Source organism: Pseudomonas monachiensis, from assembly GCF_047345015.1.
Taxonomy (GTDB): domain Bacteria; phylum Pseudomonadota; class Gammaproteobacteria; order Pseudomonadales; family Pseudomonadaceae; genus Aquipseudomonas; species Aquipseudomonas monachiensis.
The window spans coordinates 2,993,970-3,012,490 of sequence record NZ_CP178857.1 but is presented as its reverse complement, the minus strand read 5'-3'; the positions used below and the strand labels follow the sequence as shown (position 1 = coordinate 3,012,490).

General features: G+C 54.7%; 17 protein-coding genes and 2 pseudogenes. 5 read left to right on the top strand and 14 right to left on the bottom strand.

Features of this window, described 5'->3' with window-relative positions; all coding sequences use genetic code 11:
* Positions 1-33 precede the first annotated feature (33 nt).
* Together ACMDB8_RS13460 and ACMDB8_RS13455 are read right to left on the bottom strand one after the other, a co-directional pair.
* A complete protein-coding gene (locus ACMDB8_RS13460; protein WP_056724857.1) occupies positions 34-810 on the bottom strand; it encodes a pyrroline-5-carboxylate reductase family protein in 777 nt (258 codons plus the stop codon).
* Positions 800-1,507, bottom strand: coding sequence for a TetR/AcrR family transcriptional regulator (locus ACMDB8_RS13455; RefSeq protein WP_056724856.1), 708 nt, complete (start codon positions 1,505-1,507; stop codon positions 800-802). Before ACMDB8_RS13455 ends, ACMDB8_RS13460 begins: the two co-directional genes overlap by 11 nt.
* 321 nt (positions 1,508-1,828) lie before the next feature.
* Here ACMDB8_RS13455 and ACMDB8_RS13450 point away from each other — a divergent pair, with 321 nt between their 5' ends.
* Together ACMDB8_RS13450 and ACMDB8_RS13445 are read left to right on the top strand one after the other, a co-directional pair.
* Entirely contained in the window at positions 1,829-2,596 is a 768-nt protein-coding gene (locus ACMDB8_RS13450) for an SDR family NAD(P)-dependent oxidoreductase (protein WP_409079241.1), read from the top strand.
* A 12-nt stretch (positions 2,597-2,608) separates the two neighbouring features.
* On the top strand, positions 2,609-3,364 hold the full coding sequence (locus ACMDB8_RS13445) for an SDR family NAD(P)-dependent oxidoreductase (RefSeq protein ID WP_056724851.1): 756 nt from the start codon (positions 2,609-2,611) through the stop codon (positions 3,362-3,364).
* A 91-nt stretch (positions 3,365-3,455) separates the two neighbouring features.
* Here the strand turns inward: ACMDB8_RS13445 and ACMDB8_RS13440 are convergent.
* From ACMDB8_RS13440 to ACMDB8_RS13390, 11 genes and pseudogenes are all read right to left on the bottom strand, one after another.
* Positions 3,456-3,632, bottom strand: a pseudogene (locus ACMDB8_RS13440) (SDR family oxidoreductase); the annotation flags it as partial.
* Positions 3,626-4,543 carry a DMT family transporter gene (locus ACMDB8_RS13435; RefSeq protein WP_409079242.1) on the bottom strand — a complete coding sequence of 306 codons (918 nt, stop codon included), beginning with the start codon at positions 4,541-4,543 and terminating at the stop codon, positions 3,626-3,628. The pseudogene ACMDB8_RS13440 and the gene ACMDB8_RS13435, both read right to left, overlap by 7 nt.
* Positions 4,544-4,579: 36 nt before the next feature.
* Positions 4,580-5,593 (bottom strand): GlxA family transcriptional regulator, encoded by a 1,014-nt coding sequence (locus ACMDB8_RS13430; RefSeq protein WP_177336472.1) that lies wholly within the window; start codon positions 5,591-5,593, stop codon positions 4,580-4,582.
* Between the two features lie 54 nt (positions 5,594-5,647).
* Positions 5,648-6,496 (bottom strand): ABC transporter permease, encoded by an 849-nt coding sequence (locus ACMDB8_RS13425; RefSeq protein WP_413966577.1) that lies wholly within the window; start codon positions 6,494-6,496, stop codon positions 5,648-5,650.
* A complete protein-coding gene (locus ACMDB8_RS13420; protein ID WP_409079456.1) occupies positions 6,493-7,341 on the bottom strand; it encodes an ABC transporter permease in 849 nt (282 codons plus the stop codon). The genes ACMDB8_RS13425 and ACMDB8_RS13420 overlap by 4 nt, the downstream gene beginning before the upstream one ends.
* Positions 7,338-8,456, bottom strand: a complete 1,119-nt coding sequence (locus ACMDB8_RS13415) for a quaternary amine ABC transporter ATP-binding protein (RefSeq protein WP_409079455.1) — start codon at positions 8,454-8,456, stop codon at positions 7,338-7,340. The genes ACMDB8_RS13420 and ACMDB8_RS13415 overlap by 4 nt, the downstream gene beginning before the upstream one ends.
* Positions 8,457-8,530: 74 nt before the next feature.
* Positions 8,531-9,382: a glycine betaine ABC transporter substrate-binding protein gene (locus tag ACMDB8_RS13410; protein ID WP_223541208.1), complete on the bottom strand. Its 852-nt coding sequence runs from the start codon at positions 9,380-9,382 to the stop codon at positions 8,531-8,533.
* A 68-nt stretch (positions 9,383-9,450) separates the two neighbouring features.
* The gene (locus tag ACMDB8_RS13405; protein WP_223541209.1) at positions 9,451-10,797 is read right to left on the bottom strand and encodes an NAD(P)/FAD-dependent oxidoreductase; all 1,347 of its coding nucleotides are present in this window, start codon (positions 10,795-10,797) and stop codon (positions 9,451-9,453) included.
* Complete coding sequence (locus tag ACMDB8_RS13400) at positions 10,794-12,311, bottom strand: aldehyde dehydrogenase (RefSeq protein WP_056724837.1); 1,518 nt, start codon at positions 12,309-12,311, stop codon at positions 10,794-10,796. The genes ACMDB8_RS13405 and ACMDB8_RS13400 overlap by 4 nt, the downstream gene beginning before the upstream one ends.
* Positions 12,304-13,215: a dihydrodipicolinate synthase family protein gene (locus ACMDB8_RS13395; RefSeq protein WP_409079454.1), complete on the bottom strand. Its 912-nt coding sequence runs from the start codon at positions 13,213-13,215 to the stop codon at positions 12,304-12,306. The genes ACMDB8_RS13400 and ACMDB8_RS13395 overlap by 8 nt, the downstream gene beginning before the upstream one ends.
* Positions 13,212-13,337, bottom strand: a pseudogene (locus ACMDB8_RS13390) (GntR family transcriptional regulator); the annotation flags it as partial. The pseudogene ACMDB8_RS13390 and the gene ACMDB8_RS13395, both read right to left, overlap by 4 nt.
* Before the next feature lie 362 nt (positions 13,338-13,699).
* Here ACMDB8_RS13390 and ACMDB8_RS13385 point away from each other — a divergent pair.
* Complete coding sequence (locus ACMDB8_RS13385; protein WP_056724833.1) at positions 13,700-14,935, top strand: aromatic ring-hydroxylating oxygenase subunit alpha; 1,236 nt, start codon at positions 13,700-13,702, stop codon at positions 14,933-14,935.
* A 114-nt stretch (positions 14,936-15,049) separates the two neighbouring features.
* Here ACMDB8_RS13385 and ACMDB8_RS13380 read toward each other — a convergent pair whose 3' ends face one another.
* Positions 15,050-16,003: a LysR family transcriptional regulator gene (locus ACMDB8_RS13380; protein ID WP_409079453.1), complete on the bottom strand. Its 954-nt coding sequence runs from the start codon at positions 16,001-16,003 to the stop codon at positions 15,050-15,052.
* Positions 16,004-16,451: 448 nt separating this feature from the next.
* Here ACMDB8_RS13380 and ACMDB8_RS13375 point away from each other — a divergent pair, with 448 nt between their 5' ends.
* Positions 16,452-17,489 (top strand): quaternary amine ABC transporter ATP-binding protein, encoded by a 1,038-nt coding sequence (locus ACMDB8_RS13375; protein ID WP_409079452.1) that lies wholly within the window; start codon positions 16,452-16,454, stop codon positions 17,487-17,489.
* Positions 17,490-17,537: 48 nt separating this feature from the next.
* Positions 17,538-18,503: a glycine betaine/L-proline ABC transporter permease ProW gene (gene proW, locus ACMDB8_RS13370; RefSeq protein ID WP_056724828.1), complete on the top strand. Its 966-nt coding sequence runs from the start codon at positions 17,538-17,540 to the stop codon at positions 18,501-18,503.
* Positions 18,504-18,521 lie beyond the last annotated feature (18 nt).

Below are 18,521 nucleotides of genomic sequence, written 5' to 3'. Positions count from 1 at the left end.
CTTCACGGCCCTTCACTGTTATCCCCTGCCCTGCTACATTCCCCGCCGCGCAACCTCAGCGCCTGCATTGACTGCCCGCCCCACAATGCAGTCGATGCCCTGATCGGCCATCGACTGCAGCGCTGCTGCCGTCACGCCACGGTAAGCCATCAACGACTCAATCATTTGCCGCGGATCGCGGCTGGCAAGCATCTGGCCGCCCCCCACCACCACGCCTTGTGCAGCGCGCTGTGCGATGGCAAGGGGAATTCCCGCTGCCACCGCCTGATTAGTCAGTGCCATTTGCAACATTGCCGGAAAGGCCGGCCCAGTCCCGGACAAGGCGCTGAGGTAATCAATACAGTCCTCATCAGGCACTTCGTCCGCTGAACCTACGCACTCGAACAGTCGTTGCACCCACTGGCGGTCGCATTCAACAAGGTTTCCGGCACAGTACCAGGGCGTAAACGACTGCCTGATTTCCACGGCCGCATTCGGCATGGCCCGCACCACTGCATCCGCACCGGTGGCCGCGCTGATGGATGCCGCCGGAACTCCGGCCATCAGGGAAATCACCCGCTTGCCGCGGGCGTTGATCTGCAGTTCACGAAACTGCTCCGGTCGGATGGACAGCACGACAATATCGCTGAGGTCCACCAACTGCTGGTTGTCAGCCAGCAGTCTCACGCCTGGCTCGAAGGGACTGACGCCGGAGCGGTTCGAGATCAATAAGCGGTCAGGCCCGATGACCCCGCTATCGAGCAGCGCCTGGGCGATTGCGCGCCCGAGCCAGCCGGTACCTCCGATGATGCCCAGAGTTCTATTCTCCATCGGCAGTCGACTCCTCGAATGTATCGACCAAGGGAACGAAAACGCCGGGCTCTTTTTCCGCGTAGCCGAACTTTCCATAAAAGCGGTCCAGCTCTCGCCGCTTAGGTACTTTGCCGGTGAACACACTCACGTACTGAGGAATCCGTCGAAATCTAACGACGATATCTTCACTGGTTTTCATGGAGATGTAGCCAATCTGCGTGAGGTAGATCGTCCTGGCCCGAACGTCGGCACCCTCGCCGTCGTAGCCAAACCGTCGGAACATCGCGGCCAGGGCATTCATCCGAGCCTCATCGGCCAAAGCGATTTCAGCAGTGACCTCGTCCGATTGCAGCGCCCAACTGCGCACGGCAAATTCGAACTGCGAGTCGAACAGTTCAGGGTTCACCCAGCATTCGAAGACGTTGAGAATCGCTTCGGAAATACTTTCTGCGTAACTCTCGCATTGGCTGACCATACCGCCGGTGTTCTTGTCCCGCCATCGAGCCAGGAGTGCCGCGAGCAGCTGTTCGCGATCTTCATAGAACCAGTAAAAGCTGGTACGGGACAAATTCAAGCGTTTGGCCAGCGGCATCACCCGCACAGCATCAACACCCGACTCCTTCAGGGCATCATAGGCGGCGTCCAGCCAACCATCGACGGAGCCTCGCCAGCCGGCGTCCTGCGCTTTGGTTTTCGCCCTTCCTGTCTGTGACATTCGGGTGCACCTTTATTTGAAAATTCTTCGACACTGTACACCCCAGGATCTTTGGCGTACACGGCATGTACAGGGGCGTACATTTTCGAGACGATCAATCGCCAAATCAATAGAGCACGCCATCAATGACCCGAATCAATTAATTTTTTGAAAAAGTGCGGACACTTTTATCAAGACTTCGCCGACACCAGAAAAACTATCGAGTCAGAAATTTCAGGATAACGCCACGTTATCTTTGGCCCTGTAAAAAAGTTGCTGGACGCTGCGATCCATTGAAATTAAATAATGACTCCGCCAAAAACTTACCAGGTAGGTTGTCCTATGAAATTCAATAATAAAGTGGTGGTCATTACGGGCGCTGCCGGAGGTGTCGGACAGGCGTTAGGATTATTGTTCGCCCGAGAAGGCGCAAAGCTTGTTTTATCTGATCTTGACGAAGCCGGTTGCAAATCAATCTTAGCCAAAGTTCGTGACCTGGGCGCGGAAGTACTCTATGTGGCAGGCGATTTACGCCGAAAAGAATATTGCGAAGCGATTGTCCAAACGGCCGTCGATGTTTTTTCGGGGATCGATATCGTATTGAACAATGCGGGCATCATTCCCCGTGGCACGATAGAGGAAACCACTGACGACATGTGGTTCGACGCCATGGGCGTAAACCTGAATGCGGTGTTCTTCATCTGCCGTGCCGCGATACCGCACATGAAAAATCGCCCGGGCGCCGCAATCGTCAACACATCATCTGTCTGGGGAATTTATCCAGGCCCCGCCCACGTGGCGTATTGCACAAGCAAAGGGGCCGTTGCGGCTTTAACCAAAAATCTGGGCCGCGATTGCGCCCCTTTGGGCATCCGTGTCAACGCCGTGTGCCCGCACGAAATCAATACCCCGATGATACGCAGCGGCTTTGAACGTCGCGGCCTGGATCCGGACAAAGCCGTGCAAGAGCTAAACAAGAGCGTCCCACTAGGCCGTATCGCCGAGCCCGAAGACATTGCGGATGTCATCGCATTTCTGGCGTCCGACGAGGCCAGGTACATCGCCGGTGAAACGGTAGAAGTCACAGGCGCCAAGCCGGTGTCCGGCTAAGGAGAGGTAGCGATGCTCAACGGTAAAAATGTAGTGGTGACCGGGGGCGGCAGAGGGATTGGCCGAGGCATCACCGAACAATTGCTTGAGGCGGGAGCTACTGTGTTGATCGCTCAGCGTCAGGCACTGGACGTCGACTTGCAAAGTCACCCTCAGGTCTATTTCGTCGAGGCAGATCTCGCTTCGGTGGAGTCTCCAGGTTTGATCGCGCAAATAGCCCGGGAGCAGCTCGGCGGAGTCGATGTCCTGGTGAATAATGCGGGGTTCATGTTCGAGAAATCGATTGATGAGATGACCGAGCAGGACTGGGATCGCATGATGGCTGTCAATCTGCGGGCACCAGCGTTCTTGTGCAAGGCGTTGGTGCCTCAGATGCGTCAGCGAGGCGGTGGCAGCATCATCAACATCGGGTCGATCGAAGGGATAGGCGCCAACCCTGAACATGCCGCGTACTGTGCCTCCAAGGCTGGCATCCATGGGCTGACCCGAGCCTTGGCAGTCGATCTCGGACGGGACGGCATTCGCTGCAATGCCATTGCTCCAGGGTGGATAAACTCCGAGTTGAGTGATGCATATCTCGCCGCTCAAGCTGATCCGCATGCGGCGCGCCAGGCACTCCAGCGTCTTCACCCGGTCGGACGTACCGGATTGCCGGCGGATGTTGGCGGGACAGTCGTTTTCCTCGCTTCGCAGTCATCGGCCTTCATTACCGGACAGGTGCTCGTGGTGGATGGGGGGCGCACAGCGAAACTGCCACTGCCGTTTTGATCGAATCAGCCTGACAACCTGACTTGCAACGGAGGGAGTCACTTACTCTCCTCCGCTGCAAAATTTCGTGACGGGCACGTATTGATTGCTTGGGCGCTTTGTTCTCTATCAGGCAATTGCCACCATCGACCACCAGCAATTCACCGGTAATGTAACTGGACTCCGGTGACGCCAGGAGCGTAACGGCAGCAGCCAGTTCCCCTGGGCGACCTGCCCTGCCAACCGGGACATACTTCGCTGCATTCTCTTCCTCTGGAGTGTTCACGCCTTGGCTTTAATCGCATACAGCCCACCGATAATAACCAACGCTGCTCCGACAACTACCCATGTGTCGGGGTGCTCGGCAAAGACGATCACACCAATCAAAGTGGCGAACACCAGAAGCGCATAGTTGAAAGGTTGCAGGGTAGAAGCGGTTGCGTATTTCAGTGCTTGAATGAACAGAATCTGAGCGACTACGCCCGTCAATGACAGGATCCCCATCAAGAGGCCCTGGACCGGAGTCGGAGAAACCCATGCGGGTAGCCCCGCAAATGTGACTGTCAGGGCACCCACACTTGCCATAAAGAGCATGTTCGTAGCAAAGGCGTCGTGCTGGCTAATCCGGCGCGTCAGTACGTTGAACACCGCGAATGCTAAAGCAGCCAGCAGGGGAATCAGCGCCGCGAGTTCAAAAACGCCCGCGCCTGGTCGAAGGATGATCAGTGTCCCGGTGAACCCTATGGCGGCGGCAATCCAGCGCCGCAGACCTATGAACTCCCCAAGCACGGCCCCCGCCAATGCCAGTGCCATCAGCGGAAATACGGCATAGAGCGCATGCATTTCGGCCAGGCCCAAATATCGTAGCCCCACTGCAAACAGTATGGTTTCACCCACGGCTAACAGCGCTCGAATGATTTGGAGCCAAGGGTGCTTACTGCGAAAAGACTCTTTGCCCCTACCTTGGCAGGCGGCATATCCGAGGGCAAAAACGACAAACACCCAATAGCGCACCATGACCAGTTGGGCAACCGGGAAGTCTTTGACAAGCACCTTGGTTAGTCCGTCCTGGCTCGCAAAGATAAGCATTGAAAGCAGGCATAAAAAAATCCCGAGTTGAGGCCTTGCGACGCCAGCACCAGCAGCAACGGTGGGCGCAGCATTTTTTGTTTGGTCGCACTTCAATCGCAACTCGGTCATGCCCTCCTCCCTTAACTTTTTGCGACAGCCCGGTTTTTACTTCACCAACCGCGTTTCTCTCGAAGGCCGGTAACCGAAGTACGAGCTGTAGCATTTACTGAAATGGCTCGGTGAAACAAAGCCGCACGCGACCAGCACGTCAACCTGAGACAGCTCTGTGTGCTGAAGTAATCGCCGTGCTTCGGTAATGCGCAATTCCAGGTAATACCGTTGCGGCGTGGTACCCAGTTGCTCTTTGAACAAGCGCTCTATTTGTCGACGGGAACGACCGGCATAGACCGCAAGTTGGTCCATTTGCAACGGTTCTTCCAGGTTGGCATCCATCAGTTTGACCACCTCTTTGAGGGGGGCACTCAACGAGATGTTCTGTGTCGGTTTGATACGCCGATACCGCGACTCTTCGAAAGACAGAATGTCTTCGATGCCCTCGACAAGTGCCTTGCCGTGCAGCCCTTTGATCCACTCGAGAGCCATATGATAGGCACCCGCCGGACTCGAAGCCGTGAGCCGGTCTCGATCCATGACAAATGCTTCACTGGTGACATGCGTGACTTTTGAAATTTCTGCGAGCGCGGGTCGGTGTTCGGGATGAATCGCACAACGATATCCCTCAAGCAAACCTGACACGCCCAAAAACCACGCCCCATTCCACAGCCCGGCCAGGGTGATACCCAGTTCCGATGCCGTTTTAAGGATGCTGATCAGCTCGTGATTGACTTTGAGTTCGGTGCGATAGCCGCCGCATATGACCAGCAAATCAAGGTCTTTGAGTGCTGCCACGTCCAAACGCGCATCCGGTCGAATGACCAGGCCAAGGTCGCTGGTAACCTCTCCATCCTGCACCCCGAAGGTTCGTGAAGAGAACAACGCCGGACGCAAAAGGTTGGCAGTGACAATCGTATCGAGCGCTTGCGTAAATGCAGGCAACGAGAAGTGCTCGAGCAGTAAAAATCCTGCCCGGGCATGGGCCGTCGACTCACTCCGGGTCTCTTCCACATAGCGCAGGTTTTTACCTTTCATACACCCGCTGAAGTCTCGTCGTTCGATCACTTTAAGCCTCGCTTGTTTACACTGACGAACGTCGCCGACGTTCAGCCGCCCCCTTCAAAGGAGTTTACTGGGCGAGTGACGCTGCAACGCGCCCCGTGACAGTCGATCCAACAGCAGCGCAATAGCGACAATGGCCAGGCCTGCTCGAAGGCCCAATCCCATCTCCATCCTCGAGAGGCCACGAGTCACTTCAGCCCCCAGACCGCCCGCCCCCACCAAACCTGCCAGCACCACCATCGCCAACGACATGAGGATACATTGGTTCAGGCCTACCAACAGCGTGGGAGCGGCAGTCGGCAGTTCAATTTTGAACAGAATGTCTTTAGGTGAAGCACCGGACGCCTGGCCCAACTCAAGGAGATCCTTGGGCAGCTGCTTGAAGGCCAGGGTCGTCAATCTGAGCATCGGCGGGATGCCGTAAACAATCGTTGCGATGATCGCGGGCACCCGTCCCAAGCTGAACAGCATCACGGCGGGGATCAGGTATACCCAGGGCGGCACCGTTTGCATGATGTTCAGAATCGGCAGCAACGCTTCATCTACACGCTTCACCCGGGCGGCCAGAACCCCCAGCGGGAAAGCGATGGCGACAGAGATCAGGACCGACACGCTGACCAGCGCAATCGTCTGGATGGACGCGACCCAAAGGCCAGCGAACAAACAGAAAGTCAACATCACCGCAGCGAAAACAGCGACTCGTTTATTGGCAAAAAAGAACGCCGCAACGACGACAATACCGATGAATAAGTACGGATGGGGAGCAAGCAGCGCCCCCTCCACTGCACCGAGTACCGCCTCAATGACCTGACTTATCCCTTTGAACAATCCATGTAAATTAGTGTTCAGCCAATCAACGGCGGGAGCCAGGTAATCGCCTGGAGAAAATTGAATGTGCGTTGTCATTGGGAAGCCCTCACCCGCGCCTGTGCAGCACTCTGCGCCAGACGATCCAGGATCATGGTCAGGATAACGATAGCGATGGCCGCGTTGATCGACTTGGCGATATCCAACGTACGGATGGAACCGTAAATCGCCTCGCCCAAACCGCCCGAACCCACAATGCCGGCGATGACGACCATACCGAACGCCATCATCAAGCTTTGGTTGACACCGGCCATGATGCTGGGCATGGCGAACGGTAAGCGGATCTTGAAAAACATCTGGATTCCAGTCACGCCGCTGGCATCTCCCAACTCGATGAACTCCTTGGGTGTCATGCGAATACCCAGGGAGGTCAGTCGTAGCGCAGGGGGAAGCGCGACGATAAAAGTCGCCAACAGCGCCGTGGCAGGGCCGTAGCCGAGCAGTGCAATGGCCGGTAGCAGGTAGATGTAGGGCGGCATCGTCTGGATCAAATCCAGACAAGGATCAACCACGCGATCAAAGGCCGGCGCCAGACCGGCAATGACCCCCAGCGGAATGGCGACAACCAGTGCCAGGACAGTTGCTGTGAGCACCAGGGCAAGCGTGCTGACTGTCTCTGGCCACAAGCCGATGACGTCGCAAAACAACAGGGCCAAACCTGCAAGAATTGCAAAGCGAACGCCAGCCAGACGCCAGCCAATCAACGCCATGACAATCGCTACAACGTAGTGCGGTGGATAGGCGACACACCACAGCACACCTTCGTAAATGCCCTTCAGCACCGCATTGACGGCATCGAACACGAACTCGCCATTATCTGAAAGCCATTCCAGTCCTGTATCAATGGATGCATCGAACTGACTGGAAAAATCCGGCATGCTCATGCGGACGCCTCCATCGCGTTGGCCGTAGCTACGGGCGCCAACTCGTTGGGAATACCTTGAACGCCACGCAGCAGATCACGAGGCGTGATGATCCCGACCACTGTTCCGTTATCGACCACGGCAAGCCCGTCCCGCCTGGACTTCATCGTCAAGCTGATAAGCTCATCGATATCGGCGTCAAGCGAGGTTTGGATGAGCCGGGAAATATCGCAAGTCGGCTGTGCAGCCTTGTAGGCCTGGACAGACGTCATGACCGAGTGAGCCTTGACCAGATGCAATCGGGAAATGCCGGCGACGAATTCCGCCACGTAGTCGTCAGCCGGGTTGAGCACGATTTCCTCGGCGGTGCCAACCTGAATGATGGCGCCATCCTTCATGATTGCAATGCGGTCACCGATGCGGATGGCCTCGTCCAGGTCGTGTGTAATAAACACCGCGGACTTGCCCAGCTCCTTGGTCAGCAGGCGGAACTCATCCTGCAACTGTCGGCGAATCAGCGGATCAAGCGCGCTGAACGGCTCATCCATCAAAATTATTTCTGGGTCAGCTGTGAGTGCACGCGCCAGTCCGACCCGTTGTTGCATGCCGCCTGACAGTTCGCCTGGATAGCGTGAAGTCCACTCGCTCAATCCAACCTTTGTCAGCGCCTGCTCGGCCACTTTGTAACGTGCAGCCTTGCCCACGCCCTGGACTTCCAGGCCAAACGCGGTGTTCTCAAGAACCGTACGGTTAGGCAGCAAGGCAACGCTTTGAAAGACCATACCGATGTGACGCGCCCTCACCTCTCGCAGTTGTGCCGGCGACAAGGATGAAACGTCCTTGCCTTTGACCAGCACCTTCCCCGAGCTTGGGGTGATCAGCTTGTTCAGCAACCTTATAAGGGTGGATTTGCCACTGCCGGACAAACCCATGATGCAAAAAATTTCCCCCCGGCGAACCTGGAGACTGACATCGGAAACCCCGACCACACAGCCATGGTTTTGCAGGATCCGGGTCTTTGAAAGACCCTGCTGGACAACCGCGTCCATGGCTGCAGGTGCATTTTTACCGAAGATTTTCCAAACCGACTGGCAATCTATCAGCACTTCGTCAGAATTAATTGTGGCCATTGTCATTTCGCAATCCATCGAACCAGTTGTTTGCTGGTTTTTTAATTAATCAAAGGGCGGCAGTGGCAAACAAACCAAACTTAATAGTTCTTGATATTTCCCCAACGATTTACAAGATCTGTATGACCATCAATCCAACCCTTGATAGCCTCGTCCATGGTCTTGCCATCCTTGACTTCGGCATTCATCGCGGTGATGTCCGTGATAGGCACATAAACACTGGCCATCAGTTCACGCGCACGCGGATTGGCTTCAGCGAAGCCTTTGTGTCCAATCCAGTAATAACCCTGCAACGGCGGGAAGACCCCTTTTGGATCTTTCAAGAATTTGAGATCAAATTTCCTGGTCATCCAGGAAGGATCCCAGACGGTTACCGCCACCCATTCTTTTCGGTCGACTGCCGACTTTAAAGCCGCGGTCATGGCCGAAGTACTGCCCTCGACCAGCTTGAGCTTGATGTCGTACGCTTTGACCACGTTGTTCGCGTCACTCATCAAACCCGAACCTGGTTCGATGCCAATGATTCTGTTCCCCAGTTTGTCCGCGTTTGCATTCAGCTGTTCGATGGAGTCGATGTCTACGTAACCGGGTACTGCCATGCCCTGATAAAGACCAAAGGAGACCGGTGACAGCTTCTCGATTTTGTTCTTGTTCTTTTTCCAATAATCGGCGGCGGCGTAATCAATCTGGGAGGCCAATACCTGAATATCCCCTTTGCTGAGTGCAGCGTAAGCGATACCCCACTCGGAAAACTCCACGACTTTTACGGTATACCCAGCGTTCTCAAGTACCTTCTTGGTAATGCCGGTAATGGGCACCAAATCCTCCCAAGACATGGTCCCCATTACTATGTTTTTTTCTTCAGCGTGTGCCTGCAAACTCATCATGCCCACAAACGCGAGCGCGCAGAATGCCTTCCAAATATTCTTCATGGATTGTTCCGTTCTTATTAGTGACTTATTAAACGGCCTTTATAGGAAAAGCCGACAACTTAAACTTGCTAACCTTCTCGCCCGGCCCAAAACTCATGCCAACGAATGACCGAACTGACGCCCAGCTTCGTTATTATTTGGGGGGGGAGCCTGCTGGGTCCTGGCGCGTGACTGAAACTATCCAGAAAATCAGAACGTATACCCGAAGCCAATTCCGCTGCCATTACACCTGCCAGCGTGCTCTTGACCGTTCCCAACCCATTTTCGCAGCAAGCCGAATACAGGTTTTCTTCGATCTCGCCAAATGCAGCGGCGCTGTTACGACTCAAACACAGACGGCCGGCCCAACTGAACTCCAACGCAGTGGATTTCAATTCGGGAAAGCGTGCATCCAGAGACTGTCGCTGTTCTTTGGCAACCGCAGCCACACGCTCTGGGGTGACCTGGATACTCGGGTCATAGGTGAATTTTGTCCGGATGACGATACGCGAGAGACCGTCCGTAGAGATTTTACGAACAGTCGCTCCCATTGGATCAGCTGGCAACAATGCCCACTTGGCTCTACCCGGCACGTCTTTCTTGAATGCATCATCACTGTACGCAGCCGTCATGGAGGCGTAAGTGAAGACGTGCAACAGGCGTCCTTGATAATGTCCAAAGTCCTCAATGTGCCCGTTAACCCCCAGGATGACCTTGGGTGCGTGCACCGTCCCGTTATGAGATCGAGCGCTCCAACCGCTTCCCTGCTTGGTCAATTCAATAATCGGAGAGCGTTCGAACAGCGTGATTTTCCCTTCGAGCCCTGCTGCCAGGTCCCTAATGTATTGAGCGGGTTGAATCAACACTGCGCCGGGTGTGTAGATCCCACCGTGGTAATAGGTGGACCCGGTGATTTCGCGCATTTGCGCGGCATCAAACATCTCGAACTTTTCGCCGATGCGCTCAAGGGACTGTGCGTAATTGACGTTCAGCTTCAATCCCCGCTCAGTGGCGGCCGCGTTGATCTTCCCTGATGGGTCAAAGGTGTTTGTGGACATGCCGTACTCGCGTGCGGCTTGCGCGGCAAACTCAATCGCAAAACGATTTTGCGTGATTTCCAGCGCCGTTGCAGACTCACTCGCCACGGAGTATTCCCCGGACGACAGACTGTGCGGCACATCGATCATGAAGCCAGAGTTCCTGCCTGCCGGCCCCTTGGCGACTTCATGAGCATCGACCACAACAATGCTGTCACCGGGGTGTAACTGTGAAAGTCTGCGAGCGGCGGACAAGCCGGCAAAACCGGCACCGATAATCAGCCAGTCCGCCGTCACGTTTCCATCAAGCATGCGGACAGGCGCAGTGCGTGCGGAAATCGCCTCCCAACCCGAAACCCCAGTATCTACCGGCAGGCGCTTGATGGTATGGGTGCTCATTTTTCGGTCTCTTCATCCGACCGATCAGACACATCGATCCAGATTGTTTTGATTTCGGTGTACTGGTCATGGGCAAAAATGGATTTGTCCCGACCACCGAAGCCCGACTCCTTGTAGCCGCCGAATGGCGTCGAAGCATCGCCCTCACCAAAGCAGTTCACGGTGACGATGCCGGCGCGAATCTCACGCGACAACTTGATCGCCCGGCGCAGACTGGCGGTGTATACCGAGGCGGCCAGGCCGTAGACCGTGTCATTGGCCAGGGCAATGGCTTCGGAAATCGAATGAAAGGTGGTGACCGAAAGAATCGGGCCGAAGATCTCTTCCTGGAACAGCCGACTGTCTCGATCGACACCGTCAATCACTGTCGGCTCTACGAAGGCACCGTCTTTCGTCGCGCCGCCGTACACAACTTCAAGCTTTGCGGCGGTGGCGTGCTCAAGGTACGACTTCACTTTGGCGAAATGCTCTGGGCTGACCAGCGACCCTACGCGGTTTTCCGGATCGAGTGGGTCACCCATTTTCCATTCGCGGATGTAGGCGCCCATGCGCTCCAGCAGTTCGTCCTTAACAGACGCATGGACGATCAGACGTGAGGTCGCGGAGCAATTTTCACCCATGTTCCAGAACGCGCCATTGACGACATGCTGAGCAACGAGATCCAGGTCTTGCGCATCGTCCATCACCACGGCCGGGTTTTTCCCGCCGCACTCAAGGACGATGCGCTTGAGGTTCGAATCGGCGGCGTAATGCAGGAAGCGGCGGCCGGTCGCAGTGGAGCCGGTGAAGCTCACCATGTCGACATCGTGATGCAAACCGATCGGCTCACCGACGTCTTTGCCCGTGCCGGTCACAATGTTGAGGACACCAGCGGGTATACCGGCTTCAAACGCCAGCTGAGCGACACGCAACGTGGTCAGCGAGGTTTGTTCAGCAGGTTTGACGATGACCGAACAGCCCGCAGCGAGCGCCGGGCCGATTTTCCAGGCCAGCATCAGCAGCGGGAAGTTCCAGGGCAATACGCAGCCCACCACGCCGATCGGCTCCCGGACCACCATGGTCAGCGCGTCGCTGCCCACCGGGGCGGTGTTGTCATAAATCTTGTCGATCAGTTCTGCGTGCCAGCGGATCGTGTGGATGGTGTCCGGGATGTCGACCAACTGACATTCACTGACAGGTTTGCCGCTATCGAGACTTTCGAGGACGGCCAGTTCGTGTTGATGGTTTTCAAGCAGGTTTGCAAACTTCAACAGAACCGCTTTGCGCTCCCGAGGAGAAACAGATCTCCAGCGTCCATCCTCAAAGGCCTCTTTGGCATTGCTCACCGCAAAGTCGACATCCTCGGACGAACAGGCGGCGACGTCAGTCAAAAACTCACCTGTCGCCGGATTGTTCGTGGCGAAGGTTTTGCCAGAGATCGCGGGCTTGAACGCGCCATTGATGAACGCCTTGGATGGCAGCGAAATGTCTTTGGCCAGAGCGGCATATTCGGCCTTGCTCAGAAGATCACCCATGGCTGGCTCCCGAAGAAATGTTGGCTACGTTACGTTTGAGTTCAGTAATGAGCGACGCGAAACTCTGCTTTTCGTCCGCTTCAAGTGGCTGCAATGGCAGGCGCACGTTACCGACTTTCAATCCGGCAACTTCACAGCCGTACTTGATCGACTGCACGAACTTGCCACCGTCCAGGGCATTCATCAGCGGCATCATTGCCGACATGATTTGACGGCCTTTGTCGAAGTTCTTTTCGATCACGCAGGCTTCATAAAGCGCTACGTGTTCCCTGGGCAGGAAGTTGGAGCCTGCGCACACCCAACTGCGGGCGCCCCAGGCAAAAAACTCGAGGGCCTGGTCGTCCCATCCGCAGGACAAAGCGATGTTGGGGAACTGCCGGGCCAGCATATGCACCTGACCCATGTCGCCGGAACTTTCCTTGATGGCGACGACGTTTTTCGATTGGCTGACACGCGTGAAATACTCTTCATCCATCGAAACGCACATGCGCCCCGGATAGTTGTAAAGCATGATCGGCAAGTCCGCTGCGCGATCGATAGTGAGCGCGTGAATCGCGTTTTCCTGTGAGGTTGGCAGCGCGTAAGGCGGGGACGTGACGAGAATGGCGTCCGCTTTGATCGATTTGGCATCCTTGGCGTACTGAACCGCATCTTCGGTACGAATCGCCCCGGTGCTGACGATCAGTTGCACCCGAGTGCCGATCACATCTTTGGCGTAGGCCGCCAACTCGGTGCGTTCTTCCGACGTCTGCGCATAATACTCGCCGGTCGACCCGCCGATAATAATGCCGTGCACCTTCGCCTCAATCAGCGACTCCAAAACTTGGGAGTACACATCCCAGTCAACCTCCCCATCAGAGTTATAAGGAGTTACTGCTGGCGTATAAATACCTTCAAATTTCAAGATAAATGCTCCGAATGCGAGTTAGGTGGAAGGTCAATGAACGCGTCAGCTTTGATACCTTGAGGCGCGATAAAAACCTCCATGTTTTCACGGGACAGTTCCCAAGACTCAAACACGAGATCGCCAGAGGTTGTTTTACTGACTAAGTACCGTTAGCTGTTGAATCCAGACTGGCATGGGGCAATAGAGTGGTCAATAGCGTGTCTTCCTCGCGCAGACATCTTTAAAGCGATATAGCGCACAGCGTCGAAAATTATTTATTCATTAAATTCAATAGGTTACGAATATCATCTTAAAGCTACGCTATCGATCGATAACATTTGTTTATGCATTGATAAGCGTAAAAGTTTCTTGTTGGGGTGTGATTGCAGACGTAGTCTTTACAACAGCGATATTTTACCGGCGAAATGGCGTTACCCAATATCTAGATTGATGCAAACAATGGTCTTTCGTCGTCCCTTTGGTATTTTGGAGTGTGTTGACCGTGAGCACTAAATCGGCAGTTTCAAATCTTGTTGCGCAGCGCAAGCCTGACCATGCGCTGCCAGGTGCCCTTTATAGCGATCCAGACGTTTACAGGCAGGATCTGGAACAGATCTGGCACAAAAGCTGGATCTTCGCCGGGCACACATTTGAGCTGGAGAAGTCGGGTCAGTACCTGTCGCTGCAAATCGGCGATTATCCTGTCGCTATCGTGCGCGGCGCAGACAAACAGATTCGGGCCTTCCACAACGCCTGCCGTCATCGCGGTTCAAAGGTGTGCCCGCAAGCCAGCGGCAAGGTAGCCAAGCTGGTGTGCCCTTACCACAAATGGACCTTCGAGCTGGACGGCAGACTGCTGTTCGCCGGGAATATGGGGGAGGATTTCGACAAGTCTCAACATGGGTTGAAGTCCGTGCATTGTGAGGTCGTCGAAACGTACATTTATGTGTGCGTCGCTGATGTGGCACCTGACTTTTCGTCATTCAGAAAGTCTCTGACGCCCTTCGTTGCGCCTCATAACCTGGACGACTGCAAAGTCGCGTTTGAGTCGAACATCATCGAGAAAGGCAACTGGAAACTGGTTTTCGAGAACAACCGCGAGTGTTACCACTGCGATTTTACTCACCCGGAATTGATGCACTCATTCGTTGACAACCCATCAGTGGGTGGCGCCGGCGGCGATGAGGATCTTGAACTCAAAGAGCATTGGGATCGTTGCGAAGCGGCAGGCCTGCCCAGCCGATTGGTCATGGACGAAGACGGTCGCTTCCGCATGACGCGCATCCCCCTTTTTTCCGGTGCCGTCAGCTACACAATGGATGGTAAGCCCGCGGTTGCCGGTCGTTTGGACACGACCGGTGAAGCCAACATCGGTGCGCTGCTGTATTTCAACTACCCATCGACCTGGAACCACTTTCTGGGCGATCACGCGCTGAGCTTCCGCGTTCTGCCCATCGGTCCGGGCGAGACGATGGTCACTACAAAATGGATCGTCAAGAAGGATGCGCAGGAAGGTGTCGACTACGACATCGATCGCCTGACCAAGGTTTGGCTTGCAACCAATGACCAGGATCGCACCCTGGTTGAAGGCGCACAGGTCGGCGTCAGCTCTCCTGCTTACGAGCCGGGTCCGTTGTCGGTGGCCAGCGAAATTGGTGTGTGTCAGTTTGATGATTGGTACTGCAAAACGATGCTTGAGCAACTCAATGACACGATCCCGTTAAGATCTGTCGGCTAAGAGCAAAACTGCCGGTGGCGAGAACCACGAATGATCACCACCGGCATACTCAAACTTCTCCCCTCCCCGCACCCCGAGTCACGGCTCAATCAGTACTCCTGCCTTCCTGACAGCTCAGGAAAACTGGGCGAGAATCCAGTCTCGTAGCCGACAACACGCGTCGTCATTGATCCGGTCTTCACGAAAGGTCAGATAGTGCTGACTTTCATGGAGAACCACTTCCTCTTCGATCGGCCGAATCAGCGTGCCGTTTTCGATCAGGGTTGCAACCAGGTGATTCCATCCGAGGGCTACACCCTGATGGGTCAACACCATGCTGATGACCAGGTTGTAGTCGTTCGCGTTGAAAACGTGAGGGCTGTCGTGGGGGCGTTTCTCGATATCAACATCGTGATAAGCCAGCCAAACACCCCAGTCAACGTGCTCCGCTACCTGGGATCTGCCATAGGGGCTGAGGTTGAGCAAAACCCCGTCGCGCAGTGCTTCCAGGCTGGACAGCTCAGGGTGCTCCTCTTTGTAACGAGGAGTGCACACCGGGTAGATGACGTCATGAAACAACGGATAACTGCGGTAGCCATCCTGAATCCTGGCCATTTTGGTGATGAAGATGTCCGGAGTTACACCCGGCTCCATCGACAAAAAGTTTTGAGTGGTGACCAGATTGAGGTCGATATCTGCGTTTTTGGTAAAAAACCCCGGCAGCTTCGCTGCGAGCCAGAGGGCTGAAAACGCGGGAGAACAGCAAAGCGTCAACGTGCGCTTGCCTGCATTGTTGGTGCGAATGCGCTCCGCCGCCTGGGAAATGTTGACGAAAGATATCTGTGCCGCATCAAAAAAGATGGTTCCGGCTTCCGTCAACTCGACTGCTCGCCCCACTCTCTTGAAGAGATCCACCCCTAGGTACGCCTCAAGTTCCCGAATCTGACGGCTGATTGCCGCTTGAGTTACGCACAGTGCTTCTGCCGCACGCGTAAAGCTCTGATATTTTGCGGCGGCTACGAATGACTTCACTGCTTTCAGAGACGGCATTTTCAGCAGCGTCATGTCTGGATCGATGTGCTTAACCATAACCTAGAGTATTGAATATCCGGTTCGGGGCCCTTTGGAGGCCGTTAGGGACGAGATTGGCGAGAGGGTTCCACCTAGAGCCTAGGCTGGAGCGTAGCTCAAACACAGAGCCTAAGACAGGGCCAGCCGCACTCGTCTGCGCAACTGGCACTGCCGCAGTCGCAAATTGACATAATTAAATGATTGATAACATGACGTTATTGATTGGCTGGAAGAAATGTTGTTAGACGCTGACTCTATTAGGTAATAACTTGGTTCTCAACGGTACTGCTTAATTCAGCGCTGATAAAACAAGAATAATAAACATCAAATAATAAAGAGGATGGTCACAATGACTATTTCCCAACCTTTCTCCCAGCTTGACTGCCCCCACAAGCACCGTCTGAACTGATCAAGACACGTACACCTGAATTCTTGGTCTTACATCGTAATTGCAGCAGGAGGGGTTATGAGTCTTGGTGACGAGATACTCTCGGTAAAAAACATTTACAAAGTCTTTGGTGCTCAGCCAAAACTCGCGATGGAGATGCTGGCTCGCGGTGCTGATAAAAGTGAAATTTTCAGCAAAACCGGTCAAGTCGTTGGCGTTTTTGATGCCAGTTTCTCCGTAAAACGTGGAGAGATTTTCGTCATCATGGGGCTTTCCGGTTCCGGGAAGTCGACGATGGTCCGCTTGTTCAATCGACTGATCGAGCCAACCTCCGGAACAATCCATCTCAACGGCCAGGAAATCACCGGTCTGTCGGATGCTGATCTCCTCAGCGTTCGTCGCAAAGACATGAGCATGGTGTTTCAGTCGTTTGCCCTGATGCCTCACATGAGTGTGATCGACAACGTAGCTTTCGGCCTGGAAATCTCGGGTGTCGAGGAAAGCGAACGGCATAAACGTGCACTCGAGGCACTTAAACAGGTGGGGCTCGATGGCCACGCCTACAGTTACCCGCACCAACTGTCCGGCGGTATGCAACAGCGGGTAGGTCTGGCCCGAGCGCTGGCTAACGACCCAGCCATCCTGCTGATGGACGAAGCCTTCTCGGCACTCGACCCGTTGATTCGCCACGAAATGCAGGGCGAACTGATCCGCCTGCAGGCAGAACAGCATCGCACCATCATCTTCATCTCCCATGACATTGACGAGGCGATTCGCATCGGCCATCGCATTGCGATCATGGAGGATGGTCGGGTAGTACAGATCGGTACCCCGCAAGAACTGCTTTGCAACCCGGTGAACGATTACGTCAGGGCTTTCTTCAAAGGTTTCGATGCCTCGAAGATCCTCAAGGCTGGCGATGTTGCCAGGATTTGTGCAGAGCATCCGTACGCCGCGGATCAATCCACGCCTACGCTGCGCGACGATGTACTCCTGCAGGACGTCTTTCACATCGTTGCCGATGCAGTTAATCCAGTTGCCGTCCTGGATCGCCAGGGTGTGTTCAAAGGCACGATCTCCAAGAGCCTACTGCTTCAGACAATGAGCCGACACTAATAGTCTCTATTAGCTGGCTTGCCAGGCTCGGACATTCAGGTGATTAGCATGAACGAATTCAGTTTTCTAGACCCGTTTCAATCCATCAACGTCCCTTTGGGCCAATGGGTAGAAGTTGCCCTGAATTATATGGTCCATAATTTCCGCGAGATATTTCGCTCGATAAGATGGCCTATCGACCAGGTACTTAATGGTATTCAGTACGGACTACTGGCCATTCCTCCGTCAATATTCATTATTATCGCCACACTCTTTGGCTGGCAGGTAGGCGGAAAAAAAATAGGTATTCTTTGCTTTGTTACTCTTACGCTATTAGGCGTGATCGGCGTATGGAATGACGCCATGATTACCCTCGCTCTGGTGCTCACTTCACTGTTTTTCTGTGCAGTAATTGGCATACCGCTGGGTGTCCTGTGTGCCCGGAGTGACCGGCTGGAGATGCTTCTGCGGCCAGTGCTCGATGCAATGCAAACACTGCCTGCTTTTGTTTATCTGGTACCCGTGGTGATGCTGTTTGGTATCGGCAACGTACCGGGGGTACTGGTCACGATCATCTTTTCGGTAGCACCACTGGTCAGGCTCACCAATCTGGGAATTCGCCAGGTACCGGAAGACAAGGTTGAGGCCGCCCGGGCTTTCGGATGTACCCCACGCCAGATGCTGAGGCGGGTTCAACTTCCTTTAGCTGCACCAACGATCATGGCGGGTTTGAATCAGGCATTGATGTTGTCACTGTCGATGGTGGTGATCGCATCAATGATTTCGGTTGGTGGGTTGGGGATGATGGTGCTTCGCGGGATTGGCCGCCTTGATATGGGCTTGGCAACCGTCGGTGGCTTGGGCCTGGTATTGCTGGCGATTTTCCTTGACCGCCTGACCCAGGCGATGGGCGAGCGCAGTAACAGAGCAACCAAAGGTGAGCACTGGTACCAGACCGGCCCGGCGGGTGTCATTTATCGCCTGAAAAGAAAAAACGCGATTACAACAATAGAAGTCAGTCCCAAAGAAAGTTAACCCGCTCAGTGGCGCGTC